Source organism: Rouxiella silvae, from assembly GCF_002093625.1.
GTDB lineage: Bacteria > Pseudomonadota > Gammaproteobacteria > Enterobacterales > Enterobacteriaceae > Rouxiella > Rouxiella silvae.
Genome location: NZ_MRWD01000077.1, coordinates 1 through 21,037 on the forward strand (window position 1 = coordinate 1; position 21,037 = coordinate 21,037).

Sequence of the window (21,037 nt, forward strand, 5' to 3'; positions counted from 1 at the left end):
CTGCTGGTGGCTTATCTCAATGTAACCATATTTAGATTAATGTAAAGTTATGTGAATAAATATTTAGTTGACATAACTTTAATGAGGATTATTTAAATGAAATTTAAAACCTTGGCATTGATCGTTTCGGCCTTTTTTATCAGTAATAGCTACGCCGTACAACATATTAACAGCGAACAATATCAGAAGCTTTTACCTAAAGATGAAAATGGGCAAGTTAATTATGATCTGAAATTAGCGGATAAAATTGACGTTCAGTATCACTGCGATCTTAAAAGTGAAAATGGTGAATTAGTCCTTGACAGAAATAATTGTGAAAAAACCCCATTCAATATTGATTGGAAGAAAAACTATCCTGATACTGTTAATTTAAACTTATACAAAGACCCAAGTAATAAAACGATTGAAGAACATAAATTGTGGGCCATGGCTTTTGCACAGGCATATGTTAGCAGCATGGTCGAAATGCAGTATGGCTTAAATAAAAAAGACGGTACTTTTGACTTATCACAGCCTTTTGGTACGGGCGAATCGTTTGGCGAGTACTTTGCGCGTAACTTAGGGCCTAACTATTATCTTTCTAAAGGATTACAAGAGAGCTCTTTAGGTAAAGATATTCCTGAGTTACAGGACGACGGCGTTTTGCAGGTTGAATATAAAGTAGGTTCAGATAATAGCGCTTGGGGCGGACTAAAAGGCTCAGGTGAGGGTGGTTTCCCATTAGTGTTTACAAAATTAGACCCGCTGAAGGTTCTTCACTCTAAACATGGCGTCGCGCGTAATATCGTGGGTTCAGCACTGACCAGCAGCTATTACAACGGGATGGCGTTGGGCATTACCAGCGGTTCTATCAAAGCTTACGACCAGACGACCGCAGACTCGTTAAGCATCAACAAGATGAATAAGTTTTTGCAACAGGCTAAAAGTAAAGATGGTTTAGCTATTGTGATGGGCTTTATGTATAACCGTGGCGCGTATGCGGCCAAAGATCAGGTACTTAAAAATAACGAAGTATTTGATCATTGCGCAAGCGTGGTTGATAAGTTGGCGAGCGACGTTACCTGCTTTAATCAGGCAAATGACCCAGGCTCAAGATATATGCGTCAAATTCCAGACGTCAATCATACACTGTTGGCAGCCGCTGCTGATGAGTCCACCAGCTATGATGTAGAATTGACCCGCGATGATATTTCGAACTATCTTGATCTAATTCAACGCTATGGTTTCTACAGCAAAGAAGATATTGCCAAAGCAAAAGTGCACGTATTAGCCAAGTTTGATCAAATTGCTGCCAAGCAGGTTATTTCTTATCGTCACGATTTCGGTAAAATACTGGAAGTAATGATGGTGAATTTACCGGTTGCTGAATTTGCAGAAAAAGCACCTATTGATATGAGTAAAAAATCAACGTTAACTAACGTCGGGGATATGGTATTCCTTAGCGTAAAAGGCGTCGACAATTACTACAGCTGGCTAAATCCTGGACAAACTGTTCCTGTCGATGCAGACAGCAAAATTACCCAATTATATCTCGCGGGTGGAAAAGCCACTGATGTTGCCTGTGCAGCCGTAGTTCAGTCGGAGCTTGCAGCAGTAACAGCCGACAAGCCTGCTCATTTGTCGTTGAGTTTGTCCGGTGGCCAGTGCCAGATTGATAGCAACTACGTCAAACCTGATGATAAAGTTCAGCCAGTCAAAGATCTCAAAAAATGCAGCAGCTATTCCGAATGGAATAGCCGACAGTGATTACAACCCACCTGCAAAAGTCGTTTTAAATAAAACCATTTATAATCTGAAATGGGGCACCGTACACGATCAAAATAATCCTTCCGCCAATGATTGGAAAGGCGGCATGTGGGAAAACAAAGGGACTTGTAACTAATCAGTGCTAAGTGACTGAAGTATAAAAAATGCCGTGATATATATCGCGGCATTTTTGTTTTATACCCAACAGCGTCTTTTTCTTTCTAACTACGCATAATTTTATAAAGCGCGTAATATTCGGTTAAGCATCGGCCCCAATATTTTAAACGACGCCGGTGAAACGATATCAACGTGCGCACAGTCCAATTCGTGAACCTGAAGAGAATCCACATAATGTGACCAGGTCTGCTGAACGTCCATTCCCTCCTGCAAGGTACGGCGTGCCACAAACAGCGTGGCTTCGCCGTTAAAACGCGCAGTGTGGGTGGCCGACAGCAGCCGCACCGAATCGGCATAGTTGGCTTCGATTTTATCGAACATCGACGTTTTTTCGCCTTGGTCTGTAGGATCCAGCGCCCCTTCTGAAACCGCGATAAACTGCTGGCGCTCGCGCTGGATCTCTTTAAGCACATTGTCGTCCAGCATCACGTCCCAGCTTTGCGTTTCTGGCGGATAGGTATCCAGCAGCCCGAGGAACGCCACCTCTTCCCCTCTGGCCTGCAAACGGGCCGCAATGCCCTGCGCCAAGGTGCCGCCCAGCGAGTAACCGATAAAATGGTACGGCCCGTGGGGCTGAACGCTTAACACAGTTTGCAGATGCGCATCGCACACCTGATTCATATTCTGACTCGTGCACAGAGGCCCGTCTGGATGCGGTGACTGAATGCCCACTACCGACCACTGCTGATCAATGTAGCGCGGCAACACACTGAACTGCCACGAGAAACCCGAAGCAGGATGCAGGCAAAATAGCGTCGGCCCTTTGCCGCTGCGCAGAGGCAACAGTGCCTCAAACCCGCAGTTATCACCCTCAGCCTGGCTTTGCTCCTCACCTAATAGCGCGGCCAAGTTTTCGATTTTAGAGGCCACCATAATTTGCCCCACGCTGACCGGCCTGCCCAGCTCACGCCGCAGCTGTGCAGCTAAGCGCATCGCCAGCAGAGAATGTCCGCCGAGGGCAAAGAAATCGTCGTCGGCAAATACCTTTTCGCGGGATAACAAACTAGCCACTGCCTGAGCTATCAGCGTTTCAAGGCCCGGCTTAGGCTCACGCCCCTGAGTTTGCTGCGCTGATTCAGGCTGTGGCAGGGCTTTGCGGTCCAGTTTGCCGTTGGCACTCAGCGGCAGCGTAGGCAGTTCGACCAACGCGACCGGCACCATGTGCGGCGGCAAAATTTCGGCCAGCGCGTTGCGCAGTGCCTCTAGACTGAGACGCACATCCTGCTGGGCGACCACATAACCCACCAGTTGGCGCGCATCGCCGCCGGTTGCGTCCTGCGCTGGCGAGCCCAACGTCATGGCATGCGCCACCGCCTGTGCAATGCCGGGCAAAGAGAGCAGCGCGTGATCGATATCGCTCAGCTCAATGCGCTGACCACGAATCTTCAGTTGAAAGTCACTGCGCCCGAGGTATTCAACCGCCCCGCTCGGCAACCAGCGCGCCACGTCACCGGTGCGATACATGCGCCCGCCGTTGCCCTGTGGGTCGGCAACAAAGCGGCTAGCGGTGAGGTCCGGCCGCCCCAGATAGCCCTGTGCCAACTGCACGCCGGTGAGATAAAGATCACCAGCAATACCCGGCGGCACTGGCTGCAATCGGGCATCGAGAATGCGCAGGCCGGTATTCCAAACCGGTAAACCGATCGGTACATTCGCGCCACTGACGGCGGACAGCGACTCGCCCCACGCCGGATGATAGCTGACGTCGACCGCCGCTTCGGTCGGCCCATAAAGATTGTGTAACGCCACGCCGGTGCGGCGCTGCCACAGGCGGCACAGCTCGGCGGGCAGTGCTTCACCGCTGCAAAATACCTGACGCAGCGAGGCGCATTGGCGTACCGCGTCCGCCTCTTCCAGCGCGCTGACAAACGCCGCCAGCATCGATGGCACAAAGTGCAGGGTCGTCACGCGATGGTCGGCAATCAGTTGTTGCAACTGCTCAGGGTCACGATGGGCCTCCGGCGGTGCCATCACCAATTTGGCACCCACGATAAGCGGCCAGAAAAACTCCCACACCGAGACGTCGAAACTGCTTGGCGTTTTTTGCAAAACGACATCGTCGCTGCCGAGGGGATACTGGTTTTGCATCCACAGCAGACGGTTAACAATAGCCTGATGCCCCACCACCACGCCTTTTGGCCGACCGGTCGACCCTGAGGTAAAGATGAGATAGGCCGGATGCTGAGGTGAGGGTCCCTTAAATACCTGAGGAAAATCTGATTTCAGGTTGAGCAGGCCGTCATAAATCATCACGTTGCCTTGGCGGGCAAAGCGCGGCAGCTGGCCGTTATCAGTGATTATCAGACGCGGCGAAGCATCTTCCAGCATTATTGCCAAACGATCGTCAGGGTAGCTGGTGTCCATCGGTAAATACGCGGCACCGGCCTCAACGATGGCCATTAGCGCCAGTGAAAGAAACACCGAACGCGGCAGCGCGACGGCCACGATATCACCCGGTTTTACCCCCTGATCCATCAGCCTTTGCGTCAGTGCAATGACCTGCTCGCGGGTCTCACGATAGGTAAACTGGTGTCGTTCGTCAGCCAATGCTGGGGCGTCGGGCGTTTTCTCCGCCTGCTGCGCCAAAAGGCGGCTCAAGGTGCTCTCCTCGACCGGAAACGCGGTGTCATTCACGCGCTCAATCAACGTGCGATCGGCGTCAGTAAGCATATCAGCATCACCGGTCAGCAGCGCAGTATTGTCAGCAAACTGGCTTAGCAACAGCGGCAGGCGCTGTAAGTGTGCGGCAAGCTCATCGGGCTGATAGCGTTCGGCGTTTGCCAGTAAATCAACGGTCAACTGGCCGGACTCGTCAATATAAAGTGCTATCTCCAAATCGCGAACCGGACCGGAGGCAAGCTCGTGAGTCACCCCTTCCATCCCGTTGAAATCAAGACGGAAATCGAACATTTTAAAGTTAAACACGGTGCCATACAGCGGCTGAGAATCACCTACGCTGCCAATATCACGCGGGATCTGCTCGGCGTCGTAGCGTTGATGGCGGCGTGCCATTTTCAACTCTTGCGCAATGCTGCGGGCTACCTCGACCAAGGTCTGCTGCGGCGCCACGTTGAATCCTACCGGCAGCACGTTAATCACCGGACCGGTGGCACACAGCGCGGCCGAGCCCATACGGCGCATAAAGATAAATCCGGCACCTAATTCGGTTTGCCCGCTGAGCCGCGAAACCCACAGCGACACCAGCGCCAGAGCCATGTCGGACGGCGTCAGCTTATGCGCCTCGCCCGTTGCAGCAAGCCGAGAAAACTGCTTCGGGCTACAGGCCTGAGAAAGACGGAAAATATGCGTGGACGGCGCTTGTCCGGCCAACGGCTGCGCACTGATGCTGGCGGCAGGCGGCAGCTGGCGGGCTTTTTTCAGCCAAAATTGGCGGTCGCGCTCGTAAAGCGCTGACTGCTGATACTGCTGATACTCTTCCACCACGTCGCGAAAGGGCACAAACGGCGAGGCTTCGGGCTGCTGCTGCTGGCACAGCGCAGTGTAGATCTGGGCGATGCGGCGGGCGATGGCGGTAAAGCTGAAGGCATCGACGACAGCATGGTGATAGCGCTGATACCAGAACCAACGATCCTCAGCCACACGGATCACGATATGGCGAAACAGCGGCTGCCCGTCCGCCACCCGCAGCTTGCCGTTAAGATCATCGTGCATCAGCGACAGCGCGGCAGACGACTGGCATTCGACCTTTTTCAGACCTTGCACAGAGGCCTGTGACTGAGCGCTGTCGTAAAGATCGACCCACTCAACGGCGGGGATCTCTGCCGCGCCGTCAACCCACTGCACCGGCACGCCGTCGTGTTCGTCAAAACGCATACGCAGCGTATCGGCCTCAGAAAGCCCCTGGCCTATGGCCTTGCACAAATTTTCGCGGTCAAGCTGACCGGTTAATTCAATATAGTGAGCAACCGCATAGGCATTGTCGTGGGGAGAAAGTTGGTCTGCAACCCAGATACCCGGCTGTGCAGCCACCAGCGGCATAACGTCGTGGCTGGCGGGCGAATGATTTTTAGATTGAAGCTTTGACGTTGCGTCCTGCACCTTAAGCACTCCTGCGAGTTAATTCGAGCCAGTTAATACAATCCGTGCGTGCTGCGGGGCCAAAAACCGCCTCCCATCCCTGAGGAATAGCGCTGAAATCCGGCCACAGGCTGTACTGATTTTCACTGTTTTTCAGCACCCACAGCGTCTGGGCCTCGTCATCAAAAGGGTTAAGCTTTTCCATTGGCGACTCCCGTCTGTTCATTCACGATAAAATCATCGGCCCACAGCACCTTAAGGCCGTCGAGCAACCCACCCCGCCAGCACAGTGCATCGTGTCCACCTTCTACCACGCGGTAATGCACGCGATGCCCTGCGCTTTTAAAGGTGTCGAGCAGGTCGTTGTTCACTTTGTGAATGAGTCCTTCATGACGGCCTGCTTCCATAAATATCTTCAACGCACTCTGTTGCCCGAGTCCTTTCTCGATTTGTTTCGGCAACCAGCAGGCATCTTGCGGCGTTTCGCTGAACTGCAGCATGTCGCGACGTGGCCACCAGAAGGAACCAGACTGGGAGAGCACGCAGCCAAAACGCTGTGGCCAGTTCAGTGCCGCATACAGCGACGAGAGGCCGCCAAAGCTTTGTCCGGCAACCACCGTTTTGGCAGGATCGGTCGAATAGGCTGCACGCTTTTCGACTTCCGGCAGCAGCTCTTCCTGTACCGCCAGCCAAAAATCAGGGTTACAGGTCAGCTCCTGTGCCCGATGCTGACTGTCAATCACCTCGATAAGCACGTAAACCGCGGCGGGTAAGTTGCCCTGAGCAGTTTGCTGCATCAAAGGCTCCCAAATTGGCATCTTTTGCGACCAAAACTGCCCGTCGAGCAAAATAGCCAGCGGGCGAGAAGATGGGTTCTCCCCCTCGCCGGTGGTATAAATCCAGACGTTGCGCTGGTTGCCTAACCGTTCACTGCGCCACTGATAGCGCTGAATCTTGGCCGGAGGCGCTGGCATACACAGCCCGCTTGAGGTGTTATAGCTGTCGAAATCTTGCCAGCCAAGTTGTGGCGGCGCATCGGGCAGGCTGAGGCCGGAAAGCGCGTGGCCTTTTGCACCGGGCCAAGAGCGTGTTTGATTCAGTAAATCGTGGCTCGCGTGAGAAAATATGCTGCGCCACCAGCTACGTACGGCAAACATTTGCCCAAAGGCGTCGTCGGTTTCTGCGCCAAAAGGCCGGTCTTCAACGCGGGGAATAAAGCTGTAGCTGCCACGCCAGTCAGACTGGAGTTCGGTTTGCCAATACCAGACGTCAGTGCCGCTCAGCCTTTGCAGACTCTGCGGCGGGGAGGATTGATGATGGTCAGTCAGACAGTTGATGTTGATCCAGACCCGTTGATAAGAAGAGGTAAATTCACTCCCCTGAGGATCGCGCCAGAAAAAGGTGACTTTGCAGCGGCCCTTTTGCGAAGGCTCAACCCAAGGCGTTCCCCGACGAGCCACCTCCAACCACCATCCGTTGCTTCCTGCATGCTTGCTGTTCAATAGCGTGTTGCTCGCTGACATTGACAGCCGGTCTACACAATCTGGTTTCAAAACGCTTACTCTTTTTAAGGCGATAAAGAATATTCAATACTTAGAAGATGTTAACTTCTAACACCGTATGAACCCCATCTTAAACTTAAAAAGAATAGTATTGATAATTATTTTCATTTGCAATAGTGTGTAACCGCCCATCCACAGGGCTGGCTTTTCCATTAGCGGATAAGTACACACAACAGGCCATCCCGCTGTTTGAGTCTTCATTCTACTGACAGTGTAGGGATGGGTTTCAGGGTAGAGACCAGTATGACTTTTAAACTTTCGCAATACTCTTTGGCTACAGTAATAGGGCTCGGATTAGGCACTTCGGCACTGTCGTTCCCTCTCAGCGCAGCAGAAACCCTTTCCAAAGAACAAACAGACAAAGGCGACACCCTTGTTGTCACCGCCGCCCAGCAAAACCTTCAGGCTCCGGGCGTTTCTACTATTACCTCCGCTGAAATTCAAAAACGACCACCTGCGCGCGACATCAATGAACTGATCCGCACCATGCCAGGCGTAAACCTTACCGGTAACTCCACCAGCGGCCAACGCGGCAACAATCGTCAAATTGACATTCGTGGCATGGGTCCGGAAAACACCCTTATTCTGATTGACGGACTGCCGGCCAACAGCCGTAACTCTGTACGTCAGGGCTGGCGCGGCGAACGCGACACGCGCGGCGACACCAGTTGGGTTCCGCCAGATATGATTGAGCGGATTGAAGTGCTACGCGGTCCCGCGGCCGCACGCTATGGCAACGGCGCCGCCGGTGGCGTGGTGAATATCATCACCAAAAAAGACACCAAAGACTGGCACGGCTCGTGGAATACCTATCTCAATGCGCCGCAGCACAAAGATGAAGGCTCAACCAAGCGCACCGATTTCAGCCTGTCAGGCCCGCTGGGCGATCAGTTCAGCTTCCGCTTGTTCGGCGGCTACAGTAAAACTAAGGCCGATGCGCAGGACATCAACGCTGGGCATCAGTCAGAGCGCACCGGAACCTATGCCGACACGCTTCCAGCCGGTCGTGAAGGGGTGATTGACAAAAATATCGATGCCCTGCTGCACTGGGATTTCGCCCCAATGCAGTCGCTGGAGTTTGAAGTTTCAAACGGCCGTCAGGGCAATCTCTACGCCGGTGACACGCAAAACACCAACACCAGCGCGCTGGTGAAAAGCATGTACGGAAAAGAAACTAACCGTATTTATCGCCAAACCTATGCGCTTACCTATCGAGGTGCCTGGGAAAACGGCGTTAGCACCACCCATTACGTTCAGTATGAGAAAACCACTAACTCACGCATGAATGAAGGACTGGCGGGCGGCACTGAAGGGATTTTTGCCGACGACAGCTTCAAGGATACTCATCTTGGCAACGTGCTGGCACACAGTGAAGTCAGCATTCCATTCGACCTGGGCGTACCGCAAACCGCTACGCTGGGTACTGAATGGAACCAGCAGAAAATGAAGGACGGATCGTCCAATACGCAGGCGCTGTCCGGTGGGGCAATCACGGGCGTCGACAGCACCGGTCGCAGTCCTTACTCCTCTGCGCAAATCTTCTCGCTTTTCGCCGAAGACAATATCGAACTCACCGACAGTACGATGCTGGTACCGGGACTGCGCTTCGATCACCACTCTATCGTTGGTGATAACTGGAGCCCGTCGCTTAATCTGTCGCAGGAGTTGGGTGACCACTTTACCTTGAAAATGGGCATTGCCCGCGCCTACAAAGCGCCGAGTTTGTATCAGACCAACCCTAACTATGTGCTCTACAGTAAGGGACAGGGCTGTGCGGCGAGTACAGGCGGATGCTATCTGCTAGGTAATAAAGATCTCAACGCCGAAACCAGCACCAACAAAGAGATAGGCCTTGAGTATCACGACGGCGGTTTACTGGCGGGCATCACCTACTTCCGCAACGACTATCGCAACAAGATTGAAGCGGGTTATCTGCCAACCAGCACCTCATCGACTAATACCTCGACCGACGTTTATCGCTGGGAGAACGTACCGAAAGCCGTGGTTCAGGGATTGGAAGGCACACTGAATATCCCGCTCAGCAGCAGCGTAAACTGGACCAACAATGGAACCTATATGATTGAAAGTAAAAATAAGGAGACCGGCGATTATCTGTCGATCATCCCGAAATTTACCGTCAATTCTACGCTGAGCTGGCAGGCAACCGAAGACCTCTCAATGCAATCCACCATGACCTGGTATGGCCGTCAAAAGCCGAAGAAATATAACTACAAGGGCGAGGATGTGACCGGCAGCGAGAAACATGAGGTCAGCCCTTACGCCGTGTTTGGCCTCAGTGGCACCTACACGGTATCGAAATATGTTAGCGTAACCGCAGGTATCGATAACCTGCTCGATAAACGCCAATTCCGCGCCGGTAATGCACAAACCGTGGGTAACGCGGTTACCAACGCCTACATGTACGGTGCCGGGGCAGCGACGTATAATGAACCGGGAAGAACCTTCTACATGAGTTTAAATACCCACTTTTAAACTCGAATAATCCCCTGTTTCTGTCGGGTACAGTTCGTACCCGACCGTTTCCTTCCAAAGTGTCCGCCGATGAATATTCAGTTTTCCTGTTTTACCCTGTCTATGTCCGACGTCATTCAGCCGATTGTGGTTGCACACTATGATGTCAATACGCTGAAACCTGAGGATTTACTGATTTTACCTTATCGCGGGGCGCTTTTACGGGCTGTCCCTTCGCGTAAGGCAGAGCATCTTGCGGGAAGGCTGGCAGCACGAAAAGCAATGACGGCGCTGGGAATGAGGCCATACATTCCTGCGATCGGTACACATCGTCAACCACTCTGGCCCTCTGGCGTTATTGGCTCAATTAGCCACACCCATCGTCTGGCGCTGGCGGCGGTCGCTCTCTCGTCTGAAGGGGTCTGCGGTCTGGGCCTGGATATCGAACAGGTAATTTCAACGCAGCAAATGGCGGATATTCTCGACGGCGTACTTCTGCCTGTGGAACACGGGCTGTTATTACAGAGTGAGCTGTCACAAGAAGAGGTCGCGACGCTGATTTTTTCGGCCAAAGAGAGCCTGTTTAAGGCACTTTTCCCGCTGGTTGGCGAATATTTTGATTTTTCAGCGGCATTTATGACGGCGCTATCGCCGTCGACTCAACGCTTTACTCTCACGCTAGCGGAGTCTTTGACGCCTACACTGAAGGCCGGTATGACGTTTGACGGGCTGTGGCACTGTCTCGAGGGCGATATCCTGACGCTGATACGCTTTTAATGCAGAGACTTTGATACAAAAGAGGGGACGACAAGGGCAACCCTGAAACATCTCATCCAGAGTTGCCCAAGCGGATGCTTACTGACTCATGGCTGATTTTTTCTTCATTTCATCTTTGCCCATGGTGTCTTTGCCCATATGATCTTTAGACATTTTGTCTTTACCCATATGGTCTTTACCCATAGTGTCTTTGCCCATGTGGTCTTTAGACATGCTCATGCCGTCTTTCTTCACCACAGGTTTTGTCATTGCGTCTTCAGCGTGCGCACTCATCATACCCAGCATCAATGTTGAAGAGATCATTACGGCGATTAACTTTTTCATGGTATTTCCTTCTCATTTTTAGATAATGCACGAAGCGTGCAGGGTCATTTTCTATAGCAATTAACTTCCACCAAACCAGTTGTAGCCCTGGTCTTCCCAGTAACCGCCGGGATAGGCATTAGTGATTTCAATCAGTTTGATATGCTTGGGATTCTTGTAGCCAAGCTTGGTCGGCATTCTCAATTTCATTGGGAACCCGTACTTACGCGGCAAAATTTGCCCATCGTAGGTCAGTGCCAACAGGGTCTGAGGATGCAGCGCCGTTGCCATATCAATGCTGGTGTAATAGTCGTCGGCGCATTTGAAGCTCACATATTTCGCGCTAAGGTCAGCACCAACGAGTTTTAAAAATTGTGAAAACGGAATACCGCCCCACTTGCCTATCGCGCTCCATCCTTCAACGCAGATGTGTCGCGTTATCTGGCTTACCTGCGCCATCTGGTAGAGCTGCGCCAGCGACCAGGTAGACTTGTCCAACACTTTGCCCGCCACTTGCAGACGATAAGAGAGAGGGTCAACCTCGGGCGCATCCTCTTCGCTGTAAAAGGCGTTAAAAGGAAAAGGCCGGGTTATCATCGACTCTGCATATTCTGGTGCCAGACGGTTTGCGCCGAATAGCCACGCCTGCACTCTGTCGTTAAATCCTGAAATTGAGACCAACGCTTTATCAACACTCGTGTTATCGCTGATATCACAGCCGGTGAGCATCGCCATACCGCCTAGAGTCAGGCCCTGACGCAAAAAATTGCGGCGGGATGACGCGTCAAGTTGCCGAGCAATCAGCCCCTGAGCTTCCTTGACAATGTCGTCTGCATCAGCGCCCGGCATGATGATTTTGCTATCTTTTTTCATCGGTATGACCTCAGCGTCCACGCAGCATGGCGAGTAATGTTTTAGGCACCAGCAGCACCATTATTAAATGTACGGCGACAAAACCAACCATCGACGACATGGCAAAAAAGTGTACATAGCGGGCTGTATCAAAACCGCCCATCAGAGTACGTAGCAGGGGAAACTGCACTGACTTCCACACCACCAGCCCTGACAACACCAGTAAAACACCGTCAACCATCACAAACAGGTAGGCGACCCGCTGTACCATGTTGTAATGACGTAAATCGTCATGTGCCAGCCTGCCCTTAAGCGCTGCAAACAAGTCGGCCAAGATGGCACGTGGCGTTACCGGGAAAAACTTTGCTTTTAACCGCCCGGTGAAGATGTTCATTAACAGATAGAACAGGCCGTTGATGCCGAACAACCACATGCCGGCAAAGTGCCACTGAATACCTCCGCCGAGCCAGCCACCCAAGGTTATCGACTTGGAAAATTCAAAATTGAACAGAGGCGATGCGTTATAAATTTGCCAGCCGCTGGTGACCATAATCAGAATCGCCAGTGCATTAATCCAGTGGGCTAAACGCAGCCAGAGGGCGTGAACAATCGCCGGTTTGCTATGGCCACCTGCCGCAGGTGGCAATTCACTGTGTAAGGTCATGCTGTGCTCCCGAACCCGCTATTTACAATGACACCTGCCGTTTCGATGAAATGAGTATTGCGCCAATTTGTTCCCCAAGACCTCACGCAAAGTTAAATAAAATGTGATAACTCCGCCTGATGACCTTGTGTAGACTGAAGTGAGATGAATACGCTTTAAACAGGTCAGGGCGCGATAATGGACAAGACTAAAAAAATTCTGATTGTCGAAGACGACAGCAATATCGCTGAACTTCTGACGCTGCATCTTCGTGACGAGGGCTATCAAATTACCCACGCGGCGGATGGCAACATTGGCGTGGCGCTGCTGGATAAAGGCGGTTGGGATGCGTTGATACTCGACCTGATGTTACCGGGCGTAGACGGCTTGGAAATTTGCCGTCGAGCGAGAAACATGACGCGCTATACGCCGATTATTATTATTAGCGCCCGCTCCAGTGAAGTACATCGGGTACTTGGACTCGAGTTAGGCGCAGATGACTATTTGGCCAAGCCTTTTTCGATGCTGGAACTGGTCGCGCGGGTTAAGGCGCTGTTTCGACGTCAAGAAGCCATGGGCCGTAATCTGCAAATGGATGCGGGAACGCTGAACAGCAGCGGATTGGTGATTGACCCTATTTCGCGTGAAGTGATGCTGAATCAGCAAATTATCGAACTCACACCGCGCGAATTTGATTTGCTGTACTTCTTTGCCAAAAATCCGGGAAAAGTATTCTCCCGCCTTAGCCTGCTCAATCAGGTTTGGGGATACCAGCATGAGGGCTATGAACATACAGTTAATACGCATATCAATCGCTTACGCACCAAAATTGAGGCGAACCCGGCCGAACCTGACCGTATTCTCACTGTTTGGGGAATGGGCTATAAATTCATGCAGTCCACCGATGAGGCGCAGGGGTAAATGATGAAGAATATGACGTTAGCACAGCGGCTTACGCTGGTTTTTATTGTTCTTTTGGTGGCCTGCGGCACCATTTCTGGCGTGTTGCAGGTGCGCTCCAGCAATCAGTACAGCCAGGCGGTTATTCAGCGACTGTCGCAGAACCTTGCCAAGCACATTGCCGACAGCAACCCCCTGCTGAGTCAAAATGGGCTTAACAATGCCTCGGTGCACACCCTGTTTGATCAACTGATGGCGGTGAATCCCAGCGTTGAAGTCTATCTGCTCGACAAGCAGGGAAATATTATTGGTGACGCCGCGCCAGCGGGCTCGTTGAAACTAAAACGGATAAATCTGCAACCGGTGCAAGCGCTGTTGCAGGGCGCAAAAATGCCGGTTTATGGCGATAATCCGCGCAATATTACCAATGATTCACATCAGGTGTTTAGCGCTGCCCCGCTGCTCGACAATGGGCAAGTACAGGGTTATGTCTATATCGTCCTGCTTGGCGATGAATATACCGCGCTCGACAGCGATGCTCAGCTGCATTCGGCAGTATTAATGGCCGTACGCTCGATGGGGTTAGTGATTTTATTTGGTTTGGTCGCGGGCGCACTGGCTTTCCGCTGGGTGACGCGTCCGATCCGTCGTTTGACAGAGCAGGTCAGCAGTCTGGACAGCGGCGGCATGGAGGCGGTGAAAGCACTTTCGCATACCTTACCGGACGCCAAAGCACAGCGTGATGAAGTTTTCCAGCTGCAACAGGCATTTATCAATATGGCAAAACGCATCGATGAACAGTGGCAAAGCCTGACCCGTCAGGACCAGCAACGACGCGAGTTTATCGCCAATATTTCACATGATTTGCGCACGCCGTTGACCTCGCTGCATGGTTATCTTGAAACGCTGTCTGTTAAATCAGACCAGCTAAGCAACGAAGACCGGCAGCGTTACCTGAATATTGCCCTGGTACAAAGTAAAAAGGTGGGGCGGCTGGCGCAGGAACTTTTTGAGTTGGCTCGCCTTGAGTACGGCGTGGTTAAACCGCAAAAAGAGCCATTTTCAATGTGCGAACTGGTGCAGGACGTCTATCAGAAATTTGAATTAACGGCGGAAACGCGCCATTTGATTTTACAGGCAGACATGATGCCGGGTATTCCTCTGGTCAACGCCGATCTGGCGATGATGGAGCGTGTGATGACTAATCTGCTGGACAATGCCATCCGTTTCACCCCCGATCACGGCACCATTGAGATACGCCTTTGGCCGCAAAAAGAGAAAGTAATGGTGCAACTTAACGACACCGGGCCGGGCATTGCCGCCGAGCTTAAGGCGGATTTGTTTATTCGTCCTTCTATTTTAAGCACAGGCCGAAAACGTGCAGGCGGTTTGGGGTTGATGATAGTGAAGCGGATCCTTGAACTGCATGGCAGTGATATCGCGCTGATTGAAAATCCAGGCAAAGGTGCCTGCTTTGAATTTTCAGTGCCGGTATAGTGCGAACTTTGGGGGACTGGTGCTGAGGATATAATCTTTCTATTGAGGAATTCGGGTAAATAAGCGATGTTTAATCTTCCCTATGAATAAGGAGATTACCGTGAAAACCCCCTATCAACCGCTTTTAGCTCAATCACTTAAGCCGGGGGAAACCATTGGTTTCTTCTCGGCTTCTGCACCAGTAACCGCCACGGCTCCTCAGCGTTTTGCCCGCGCTCAACGTTTTCTTCAAGATAAAGGATTCGGCCTGAAAGCCGGACTCTTGACGCAAAAGTCAGATTTCTATCGCGCCGGGACCATTCAAGAACGTGCAGAAGAGTTTAACCAACTGCTGCGCTGTCCGCAGGTTCGCTGCGTAATGTCGACGATTGGCGGCATGAACAGCAATGCGCTGCTGCCCTATATCGACTATGAGGCGATCAGAGCCGATCCTAAAATCATTATTGGTTATTCTGACACTACCGCTCTACTGCTGGGTATCTATGCTCAAACGGGGCTTATTACCTTTTATGGCCCCGCGCTGGTTGCCTCCTTTGGCGAATTTCCTCCTCTTGTTGATACCACTTGGCACTCTTTCTCCCAACTGCTAATAACACCGCCCGCGCTGCCTTATACCTATTCTCAGCCTACCGTTTGGAGTGATGAAAAGCTCAACTGGGATACTGCGGTTCCCGAGCGTCCTAAAAAACTCTATGACAATAACTGCCAGTTTCTTGGCAGCGGAACGGTGGCGGGCAGGGTTATCGGCGGTAACTTGAATACCCTATCCGGCATTTGGGGAAGCCCATACATGCCTGACATTGTTGAGGGTGATATTTTGTTCATTGAAGACAGCCTGAAAGACATTGCCACCGTTGAGCGTTCATTCAACATGTTAAAACTTAATGGCATATTCGACCGCGTTTCGGCGGTATTGCTAGGAAAACACGAAGGTTTTAATGATTCAGGCAGCGGACGTCGTCCAATAGAGGTGTTGCTTGAGGTACTAAACGGTCAACCCCTGCCCATCGTTGACGGCTTTGACTGCTGCCACACCCATCCTATGTTAACACTGCCGTTGGGAAGCCAAATACAGATAGATTTTGAGCGAAAAGTGGTTGAATTAATCTCCGTTTATTTGAGTTCTCCTGCCAACTAATTGTCTTGCAAAGGCATTGCGTGATCTGCGACCCAAAACCCAAACAAAGCTTGGGGGGCAACCTACAATTAACCATTGATTGACATAGTATTAACCTATTCATAAGGAGAAAAATGATGAGCCAATCCCATAAGCACCCTATTCCTGCGTCTATTGCAGAGCGAGCCCTGATTACACCTGAGAAATATCAACAATACTATCAACAGTCTGTGGAAGAACCTGAGGCGTTTTGGGGGGAGCAGGCGAAAGTCATCGATTGGATCAAACCTTTTACTAAAGTGAAAAACACCTCGTTTGCACCGGGTAACATCGATATCCGCTGGTTTGAGGACGGTACGCTGAATCTGGCGGCCAACTGCCTTGACCGTCACCTCGCCGAACGCGGCGATCAGGTGGCTATAATCTGGGAAGGCGACGACCCTAAGGCCGAAAATAAATTCGTCACTTATAAACAACTGCACGAAGACGTTTGTAAATTTGCCAATGTCTTAAAAGATAAGGGCATTAAAAAAGGCGACGTAGTCGCAATCTATATGCCAATGGTGCCAGAAGCGGCGGTCGCCATGCTGGCCTGCGCACGCATCGGCGCAGTGCATTCGGTTATCTTTGCCGGATTCTCACCGGAAGCCGTTGCAGGACGAATCATCGATTCCAATGCCAAACTGGTGATCACCGCCGATGAAGGCCTGCGCGCCGGTCGCACAATTCCGCTGAAGCAAAACGTTGACGATGCGTTGAAAAACCCGGGCGTGGTGACCATCACCCACGTTATCGTTTATCAGCGCACCGGAAAAAAAGGTGAATGGAAAGAAGGTCGCGACGTGTGGTGGCATGATGAGATTGCTCACGCGTCGGCAAACTGCCCACCAACCGAAATGAAAGCCGAAGATCCGCTCTTCATCCTCTACACCTCCGGCTCAACCGGTAAGCCTAAAGGCGTATTACATACCACCGGCGGTTATCTGGTTTATGCCGCGCTGACCTTCAAATACGTATTCGATTATCACGACGGCGATGTTTACTGGTGCACCGCTGACGTAGGCTGGGTAACAGGGCACAGCTATCTGCTGTACGGACCACTGGCGGTAGGCGCGATTACGCTGATGTTTGAAGGCGTGCCAAATTATCCCACCACAAACCGCATGTCACAGGTTGTTGATAAACATAAAGTTAATATTCTTTATACCGCACCCACGGCTATTCGTGCATTAATGGCCGAAGGGGATAAGGCCATTGAAGACACCAGCCGCAGTTCACTGCGTATTCTCGGATCGGTCGGCGAACCGATCAACCCAGAGGCCTGGGAGTGGTATTACAAGACGATTGGTAACAGCAAGTGCCCGATAGTCGATACCTGGTGGCAGACAGAAACCGGTGGTTTCATGATTACCCCGCTGCCGGGCGCAACGGAGCTTAAAGCGGGTTCGGCCACCCGTCCGTTCTTCGGTGTGCAGCCCGCTTTAGTCGATAACGAAGGCAATCCGCAGGAAGGCGCGACCGAAGGCAATCTGGTCATCGTCGACTCCTGGCCGGGTCAGGCACGTACGCTGTTTGGCGATCATGAGCGTTTTGAACAAACCTATTTCTCGACTTTCAAAAATATGTACTTCAGCGGTGATGGCGCCCGCCGTGACGAAGACGGATATTACTGGATAACTGGCCGCGTTGATGACGTATTGAATATTTCTGGCCACCGTCTGGGTACGGCAGAGATTGAATCTGCGTTGGTTTCGCATCCTAAAATCGCTGAAGCGGCGGTGGTCGGTTTCCCTCACAGCATTAAAGGACAGGCAATTTATGCCTACGTGACGTTGAACCACGGAGAGGAACCGACGCCTGAGCTCTATACCGAAGTGCGTAACTGGGTACGCAAAGAGATAGGACCGATCGCAACACCGGATATTCTTCACTGGACGGACTCACTGCCAAAAACCCGCTCTGGCAAGATAATGCGCCGCATTTTGCGCAAGATTGCCGCGGGTGATACCTCCAACTTTGGAGATACCTCTACCCTCGCCGATCCTGGCGTGGTCGATAAACTGTTGGAAGAAAAACAATCAATGAAAACGTCGTCATAATTTTCACCGCCTCTGCGCGGTGAACTCAATCAATGCCTCATAGGAGTCGTGTCGATGAATGATCTCATTTATCAAAAGGTTGAAAGTAATCCGCGTTTTAAAGAGTTGGTGCATAAGCGCAGCCGGTTCGCCTGGCTGCTCTCCATTATCACGCTGTTATTGTACGTCGCCTTTATCTTCCTTATCGCCTTTGAACCCCAATGGCTGGGCACGCCACTTTACGCGGGTGCCACCATTACTCGCGGGATCCCGGTGGGCGTTGGGCTGATTGTTATCTCTTTTGTATTAACCGGCATCTATGTGGTGCGGGCAAACGGTGAATTTGATCGTCTGACGGCAGATATTATCCGCGAGGTGAAGCCATGAACGCCCGTCGTCTGGGAGTTTTGGCCTCTTTGGCGCTGAGTTCAAGCGCCTGGGCCGCCGAGGGGATTTCAGGTGCCGTCAAACGACAACCGCTAAACATCGAAGCTATCGTCATGTTTGTGCTGTTCGTCGGTGCCACACTCTATATCACCTACTGGGCCTCTAAACGGACCCGCTCGCGTCAGGACTACTACACCGCAGGTGGGCAGATAACCGGTTTGCAAAACGGTCTGGCTATTGCCGGAGACTTCATGTCTGCCGCTTCCTTTCTTGGGATTTCTGCGCTGGTTTATACTTCTGGTTATGATGGCCTGATTTACTCAATCGGCTTTCTGATCGGCTGGCCCATTATTCTTTTTTTGATAGCCGAACGCTTGCGAAATCTGGGCAAATATACCTTTGCCGACGTGGCCTCTTACCGACTGAAACAAAAGCCTATTCGTACCCTTTCAGCCTGCGGTTCGCTGGTGGTCGTCGCGCTGTATTTGATTGCTCAGATGGTGGGGGCAGGTAAGCTCATTCAACTGCTGTTTGGCCTCGACTACATGGTTGCCGTGGTGCTGGTGGGTATTTTGATGGTGCTCTATGTGCTGTTTGGCGGCATGTTGGCGACCACCTGGGTACAAATCATTAAGGCCGTGCTGCTGCTGGCGGGCGCAAGTTTTATGGCTTTAATGGTGATGAAGTCAGTTGGATTTAACTTCAACACCCTGTTTGCTCAAGCGGCGGCGGTGCATCCGAAAGGCATTGCCATTATGAGCCCCGGAGGGTTGGTCTCTGATCCGATATCGGCACTTTCATTAGGGCTGGCACTGATGTTTGGTACAGCGGGATTACCGCATATTCTAATGCGGTTCTTTACCGTTAACGATGCCAAAGAAGCACGGAAAAGCGTTTTCTATGCCACTGGATTTATTGGTTATTTTTACATACTCACCTTTATCATCGGCTTCGGTGCCATTGTGTTAGTGAGTTCTAACCCGGCCTTTAAGGATGCCAGCGGTGCGCTGTTAGGCGGTAATAATATGGCGGCAGTGCATCTGGCCAATGCGGTAGGGGGCAGTTTCTTCCTCGGCTTTATCTCCGCCGTCGCCTTTGCCACCATACTGGCGGTCGTAGCGGGGTTAACACTGGCTGGTGCCTCGGCGGTTTCACATGACCTTTATTCTAGCGTGATAAAGGATGGCAAGGCAACGGAACTTGCCGAGCTGCGGGTATCAAAATCGACGGTAGTGGTGCTTGGCTTTGTGGCCATCGCGCTAGGTATTTTGTTTGAAAAACAGAATATTGCGTTCATGGTTGGGCTGGCATTCTCTATTGCCGCCAGCTGTAACTTCCCAATTATTTTGCTCTCGATGTATTGGTCAAAACTTACGACGCGCGGTGCGATGATTGGAGGATGGTTAGGGCTCCTCACAGCAATTATTTTGATGATCCTAGGTCCAACTATTTGGGTACAAATTCTGGGTCACGCCAAGCCGATTTATCCTTATGAGTACCCAGCGCTGTTCTCAATGATTGTGGCATTTGTCGGTATTTGGTTCTTCTCGATCACTGATAAATCTCCTTCGGGCGCGGCAGAAAGGAAGCTTTTTTGGCCACAATTTGTACGCTCTCAGACCGGTATTGGCATATCTCAGAGCAGTAAACATTAATAATTAGACGGTAAATTAAACAGAAAAGGCCTCGATCGTCAGATCGAGGCCTTTTTATTACCGTGTGATGTATACAAAAAACCCCAGCTTTCGCTGAGATTCTGTGCTTTATTTGATGCCTGGCCGTTTATGTACGACTTCGTCATACACCCTTCGGGCCGTTGCAAGCAACGTGCTAAAAGCGAAGCTTTTAGTCCTACTCTCTTCTCGAGCAGGGAATACCGTATTTTATAAAGCAAAAAACCCCAGCTTTCGCTGAGGTTCTGTGCTTTATTTGATGCCTGGCAGTTTATGCATGACTTCGTCATACCCCCTTCGGGCCGTTGCAAGCAACGTGCTAAAAGCGAAGCTTTTAGTCCTACTCTCTTCTCGAGCAGGCAACCGGCCATCAACGAGTTAAACAAAAAAACCCCAGTCTTTCGACTGAGGTTTCTCTGTTTATTTGATGCCTGGCAGTTCCCTACTCTCGCATGGGGAGACCCCACACTACCATCGGCGCTACGGCGTTTCACTTCTGAGTTCGGCATGGGGTCAGGTGGGACCACCGCGCTAGTGCCGCCAGGCAAATTCTTTTAAAACTTAACGCTTTGTTTCTGGTGCTGATACCCAGAGTCGAACTGGGGACCTCACCCTTACCAAGGGTGCGCTCTACCAACTGAGCCATATCAGCATACTAATCTACTGCAACACCTAGCTGGTTAACTCACAGCGGGATATTAAATTGATGCCTGGCAGTTTATGTACGACTTCGTCATACCCCCTTCGGGCCGTTGCAAGCAACGTGCTAAAAGCGAAGCTTTTAGTCCTGCTCTCTTACTCGAGCAGGCAACTGC

Annotated in this window: 15 protein-coding genes, 1 tRNA gene and 1 rRNA gene; 9 read left to right on the top strand and 8 right to left on the bottom strand. The window is 51.5% G+C overall.

The features are described 5' to 3' along the window. Positions 1–96: 96 nt before the first annotated feature. Positions 97–1,746 carry a hypothetical protein gene (locus BS639_RS22385; RefSeq protein ID WP_084984365.1) on the top strand — a complete coding sequence of 550 codons (1,650 nt, stop codon included), beginning with the start codon at positions 97–99 and terminating at the stop codon, positions 1,744–1,746. 237 nt (positions 1,747–1,983) lie between these two features. On the opposite strand, the gene BS639_RS22390 is transcribed toward BS639_RS22385, so the two are convergent. The 3 genes from BS639_RS22390 to fes all read right to left on the bottom strand — a co-directional run bounded on the left by BS639_RS22390 (position 1,984) and on the right by fes (position 7,484). Then, positions 1,984–5,922: an enterobactin synthase subunit F gene (locus BS639_RS22390; protein WP_084984373.1), complete on the bottom strand. Its 3,939-nt coding sequence runs from the start codon at positions 5,920–5,922 to the stop codon at positions 1,984–1,986. A 61-nt stretch (positions 5,923–5,983) separates the two neighbouring features. Beyond that, positions 5,984–6,166, bottom strand: a complete 183-nt coding sequence (locus tag BS639_RS22395; protein WP_084984366.1) for an MbtH family protein — start codon at positions 6,164–6,166, stop codon at positions 5,984–5,986. Next, on the bottom strand, positions 6,153–7,484 hold the full coding sequence (gene fes, locus BS639_RS22400; RefSeq protein ID WP_173882126.1) for an enterochelin esterase: 1,332 nt from the start codon (positions 7,482–7,484) through the stop codon (positions 6,153–6,155). Before fes ends, BS639_RS22395 begins: the two co-directional genes overlap by 14 nt. Positions 7,485–7,766: 282 nt before the next feature. Here fes and BS639_RS22405 point away from each other — a divergent pair, with 282 nt between their 5' ends. Next, complete coding sequence (locus BS639_RS22405) at positions 7,767–10,016, top strand: TonB-dependent siderophore receptor (RefSeq protein ID WP_084984368.1); 2,250 nt, start codon at positions 7,767–7,769, stop codon at positions 10,014–10,016. Between the two features lie 69 nt (positions 10,017–10,085). Then, positions 10,086–10,772, top strand: a complete 687-nt coding sequence (locus BS639_RS22410; protein ID WP_084984369.1) for a 4'-phosphopantetheinyl transferase family protein — start codon at positions 10,086–10,088, stop codon at positions 10,770–10,772. A gap of 78 nt (positions 10,773–10,850) precedes the next feature. Here the strand turns inward: BS639_RS22410 and BS639_RS22415 are convergent, their stop codons facing one another. The 3 genes from BS639_RS22415 to BS639_RS22425 are packed head-to-tail and all read right to left on the bottom strand — an operon-like array spanning position 10,851 to position 12,591. Continuing rightward, on the bottom strand, positions 10,851–11,096 hold the full coding sequence (locus BS639_RS22415; protein WP_055782155.1) for a pentapeptide MXKDX repeat protein: 246 nt from the start codon (positions 11,094–11,096) through the stop codon (positions 10,851–10,853). 60 nt (positions 11,097–11,156) lie between these two features. Further along, positions 11,157–11,948: a molybdopterin-dependent oxidoreductase gene (locus BS639_RS22420; RefSeq protein ID WP_084984370.1), complete on the bottom strand. Its 792-nt coding sequence runs from the start codon at positions 11,946–11,948 to the stop codon at positions 11,157–11,159. 10 nt (positions 11,949–11,958) lie between these two features. Further along, entirely contained in the window at positions 11,959–12,591 is a 633-nt protein-coding gene (locus tag BS639_RS22425) for a cytochrome b/b6 domain-containing protein (protein WP_055782148.1), read from the bottom strand. Between the two features lie 177 nt (positions 12,592–12,768). Between BS639_RS22425 and BS639_RS22430 the strand changes: the two genes are divergently transcribed. From BS639_RS22430 to BS639_RS22455, 6 genes are all read left to right on the top strand, one after another. Next, entirely contained in the window at positions 12,769–13,491 is a 723-nt protein-coding gene (locus BS639_RS22430) for a response regulator transcription factor (protein WP_055782146.1), read from the top strand. A 3-nt stretch (positions 13,492–13,494) separates the two neighbouring features. Beyond that, a complete protein-coding gene (locus tag BS639_RS22435) occupies positions 13,495–14,967 on the top strand; it encodes a sensor histidine kinase (RefSeq protein WP_055782143.1) in 1,473 nt (490 codons plus the stop codon). A gap of 100 nt (positions 14,968–15,067) precedes the next feature. After that, complete coding sequence (locus tag BS639_RS22440; protein ID WP_233427743.1) at positions 15,068–16,105, top strand: S66 family peptidase; 1,038 nt, start codon at positions 15,068–15,070, stop codon at positions 16,103–16,105. Positions 16,106–16,221: 116 nt separating this feature from the next. Continuing rightward, the gene (gene acs, locus BS639_RS22445) at positions 16,222–18,183 is read left to right on the top strand and encodes an acetate--CoA ligase (protein WP_084984372.1); all 1,962 of its coding nucleotides are present in this window, start codon (positions 16,222–16,224) and stop codon (positions 18,181–18,183) included. A 54-nt stretch (positions 18,184–18,237) separates the two neighbouring features. Beyond that, complete coding sequence (locus BS639_RS22450) at positions 18,238–18,549, top strand: DUF485 domain-containing protein (RefSeq protein ID WP_055782135.1); 312 nt, start codon at positions 18,238–18,240, stop codon at positions 18,547–18,549. Continuing rightward, the gene (locus BS639_RS22455; protein ID WP_055782132.1) at positions 18,546–20,204 is read left to right on the top strand and encodes a cation acetate symporter; all 1,659 of its coding nucleotides are present in this window, start codon (positions 18,546–18,548) and stop codon (positions 20,202–20,204) included. The genes BS639_RS22450 and BS639_RS22455 overlap by 4 nt, the downstream gene beginning before the upstream one ends. Before the next feature lie 447 nt (positions 20,205–20,651). On the opposite strand, the gene rrf is transcribed toward BS639_RS22455, so the two are convergent. Together rrf and BS639_RS22465 are read right to left on the bottom strand one after the other, a co-directional pair. Next, a 5S ribosomal RNA gene (rrf, locus tag BS639_RS22460) occupies positions 20,652–20,767 on the bottom strand. A 31-nt stretch (positions 20,768–20,798) separates the two neighbouring features. Next, positions 20,799–20,874, bottom strand: a tRNA-Thr gene (locus BS639_RS22465). Positions 20,875–21,037: the final 163 nt, after the last annotated feature.

Bases quoted from the DNA above. Each gene is read 5' to 3' on its own strand.
- BS639_RS22385 (WP_084984365.1), top strand. From the start codon at position 97: ATGAAATTTAAAACCTTGGCATTGATCGTTTCGGCCTTTTTTATCAGT.
- BS639_RS22390 (WP_084984373.1), bottom strand. From the start codon at position 5,922: ATGCCGCTGGTGGCTGCACAGCCGGGTATCTGGGTTGCAGACCAACTT.
- BS639_RS22395 (WP_084984366.1), bottom strand. From the start codon at position 6,166: ATGGAAAAGCTTAACCCTTTTGATGACGAGGCCCAGACGCTGTGGGTG.
- fes (WP_173882126.1), bottom strand. From the start codon at position 7,484: ATGTCAGCGAGCAACACGCTATTGAACAGCAAGCATGCAGGAAGCAAC.
- BS639_RS22405 (WP_084984368.1), top strand. From the start codon at position 7,767: ATGACTTTTAAACTTTCGCAATACTCTTTGGCTACAGTAATAGGGCTC.
- BS639_RS22410 (WP_084984369.1), top strand. From the start codon at position 10,086: ATGAATATTCAGTTTTCCTGTTTTACCCTGTCTATGTCCGACGTCATT.
- BS639_RS22415 (WP_055782155.1), bottom strand. From the start codon at position 11,096: ATGAAAAAGTTAATCGCCGTAATGATCTCTTCAACATTGATGCTGGGT.
- BS639_RS22420 (WP_084984370.1), bottom strand. From the start codon at position 11,948: ATGAAAAAAGATAGCAAAATCATCATGCCGGGCGCTGATGCAGACGAC.
- BS639_RS22425 (WP_055782148.1), bottom strand. From the start codon at position 12,591: ATGACCTTACACAGTGAATTGCCACCTGCGGCAGGTGGCCATAGCAAA.
- BS639_RS22430 (WP_055782146.1), top strand. From the start codon at position 12,769: ATGGACAAGACTAAAAAAATTCTGATTGTCGAAGACGACAGCAATATC.
- BS639_RS22435 (WP_055782143.1), top strand. From the start codon at position 13,495: ATGAAGAATATGACGTTAGCACAGCGGCTTACGCTGGTTTTTATTGTT.
- acs (WP_084984372.1), top strand. From the start codon at position 16,222: ATGAGCCAATCCCATAAGCACCCTATTCCTGCGTCTATTGCAGAGCGA.
- BS639_RS22450 (WP_055782135.1), top strand. From the start codon at position 18,238: ATGAATGATCTCATTTATCAAAAGGTTGAAAGTAATCCGCGTTTTAAA.
- BS639_RS22455 (WP_055782132.1), top strand. From the start codon at position 18,546: ATGAACGCCCGTCGTCTGGGAGTTTTGGCCTCTTTGGCGCTGAGTTCA.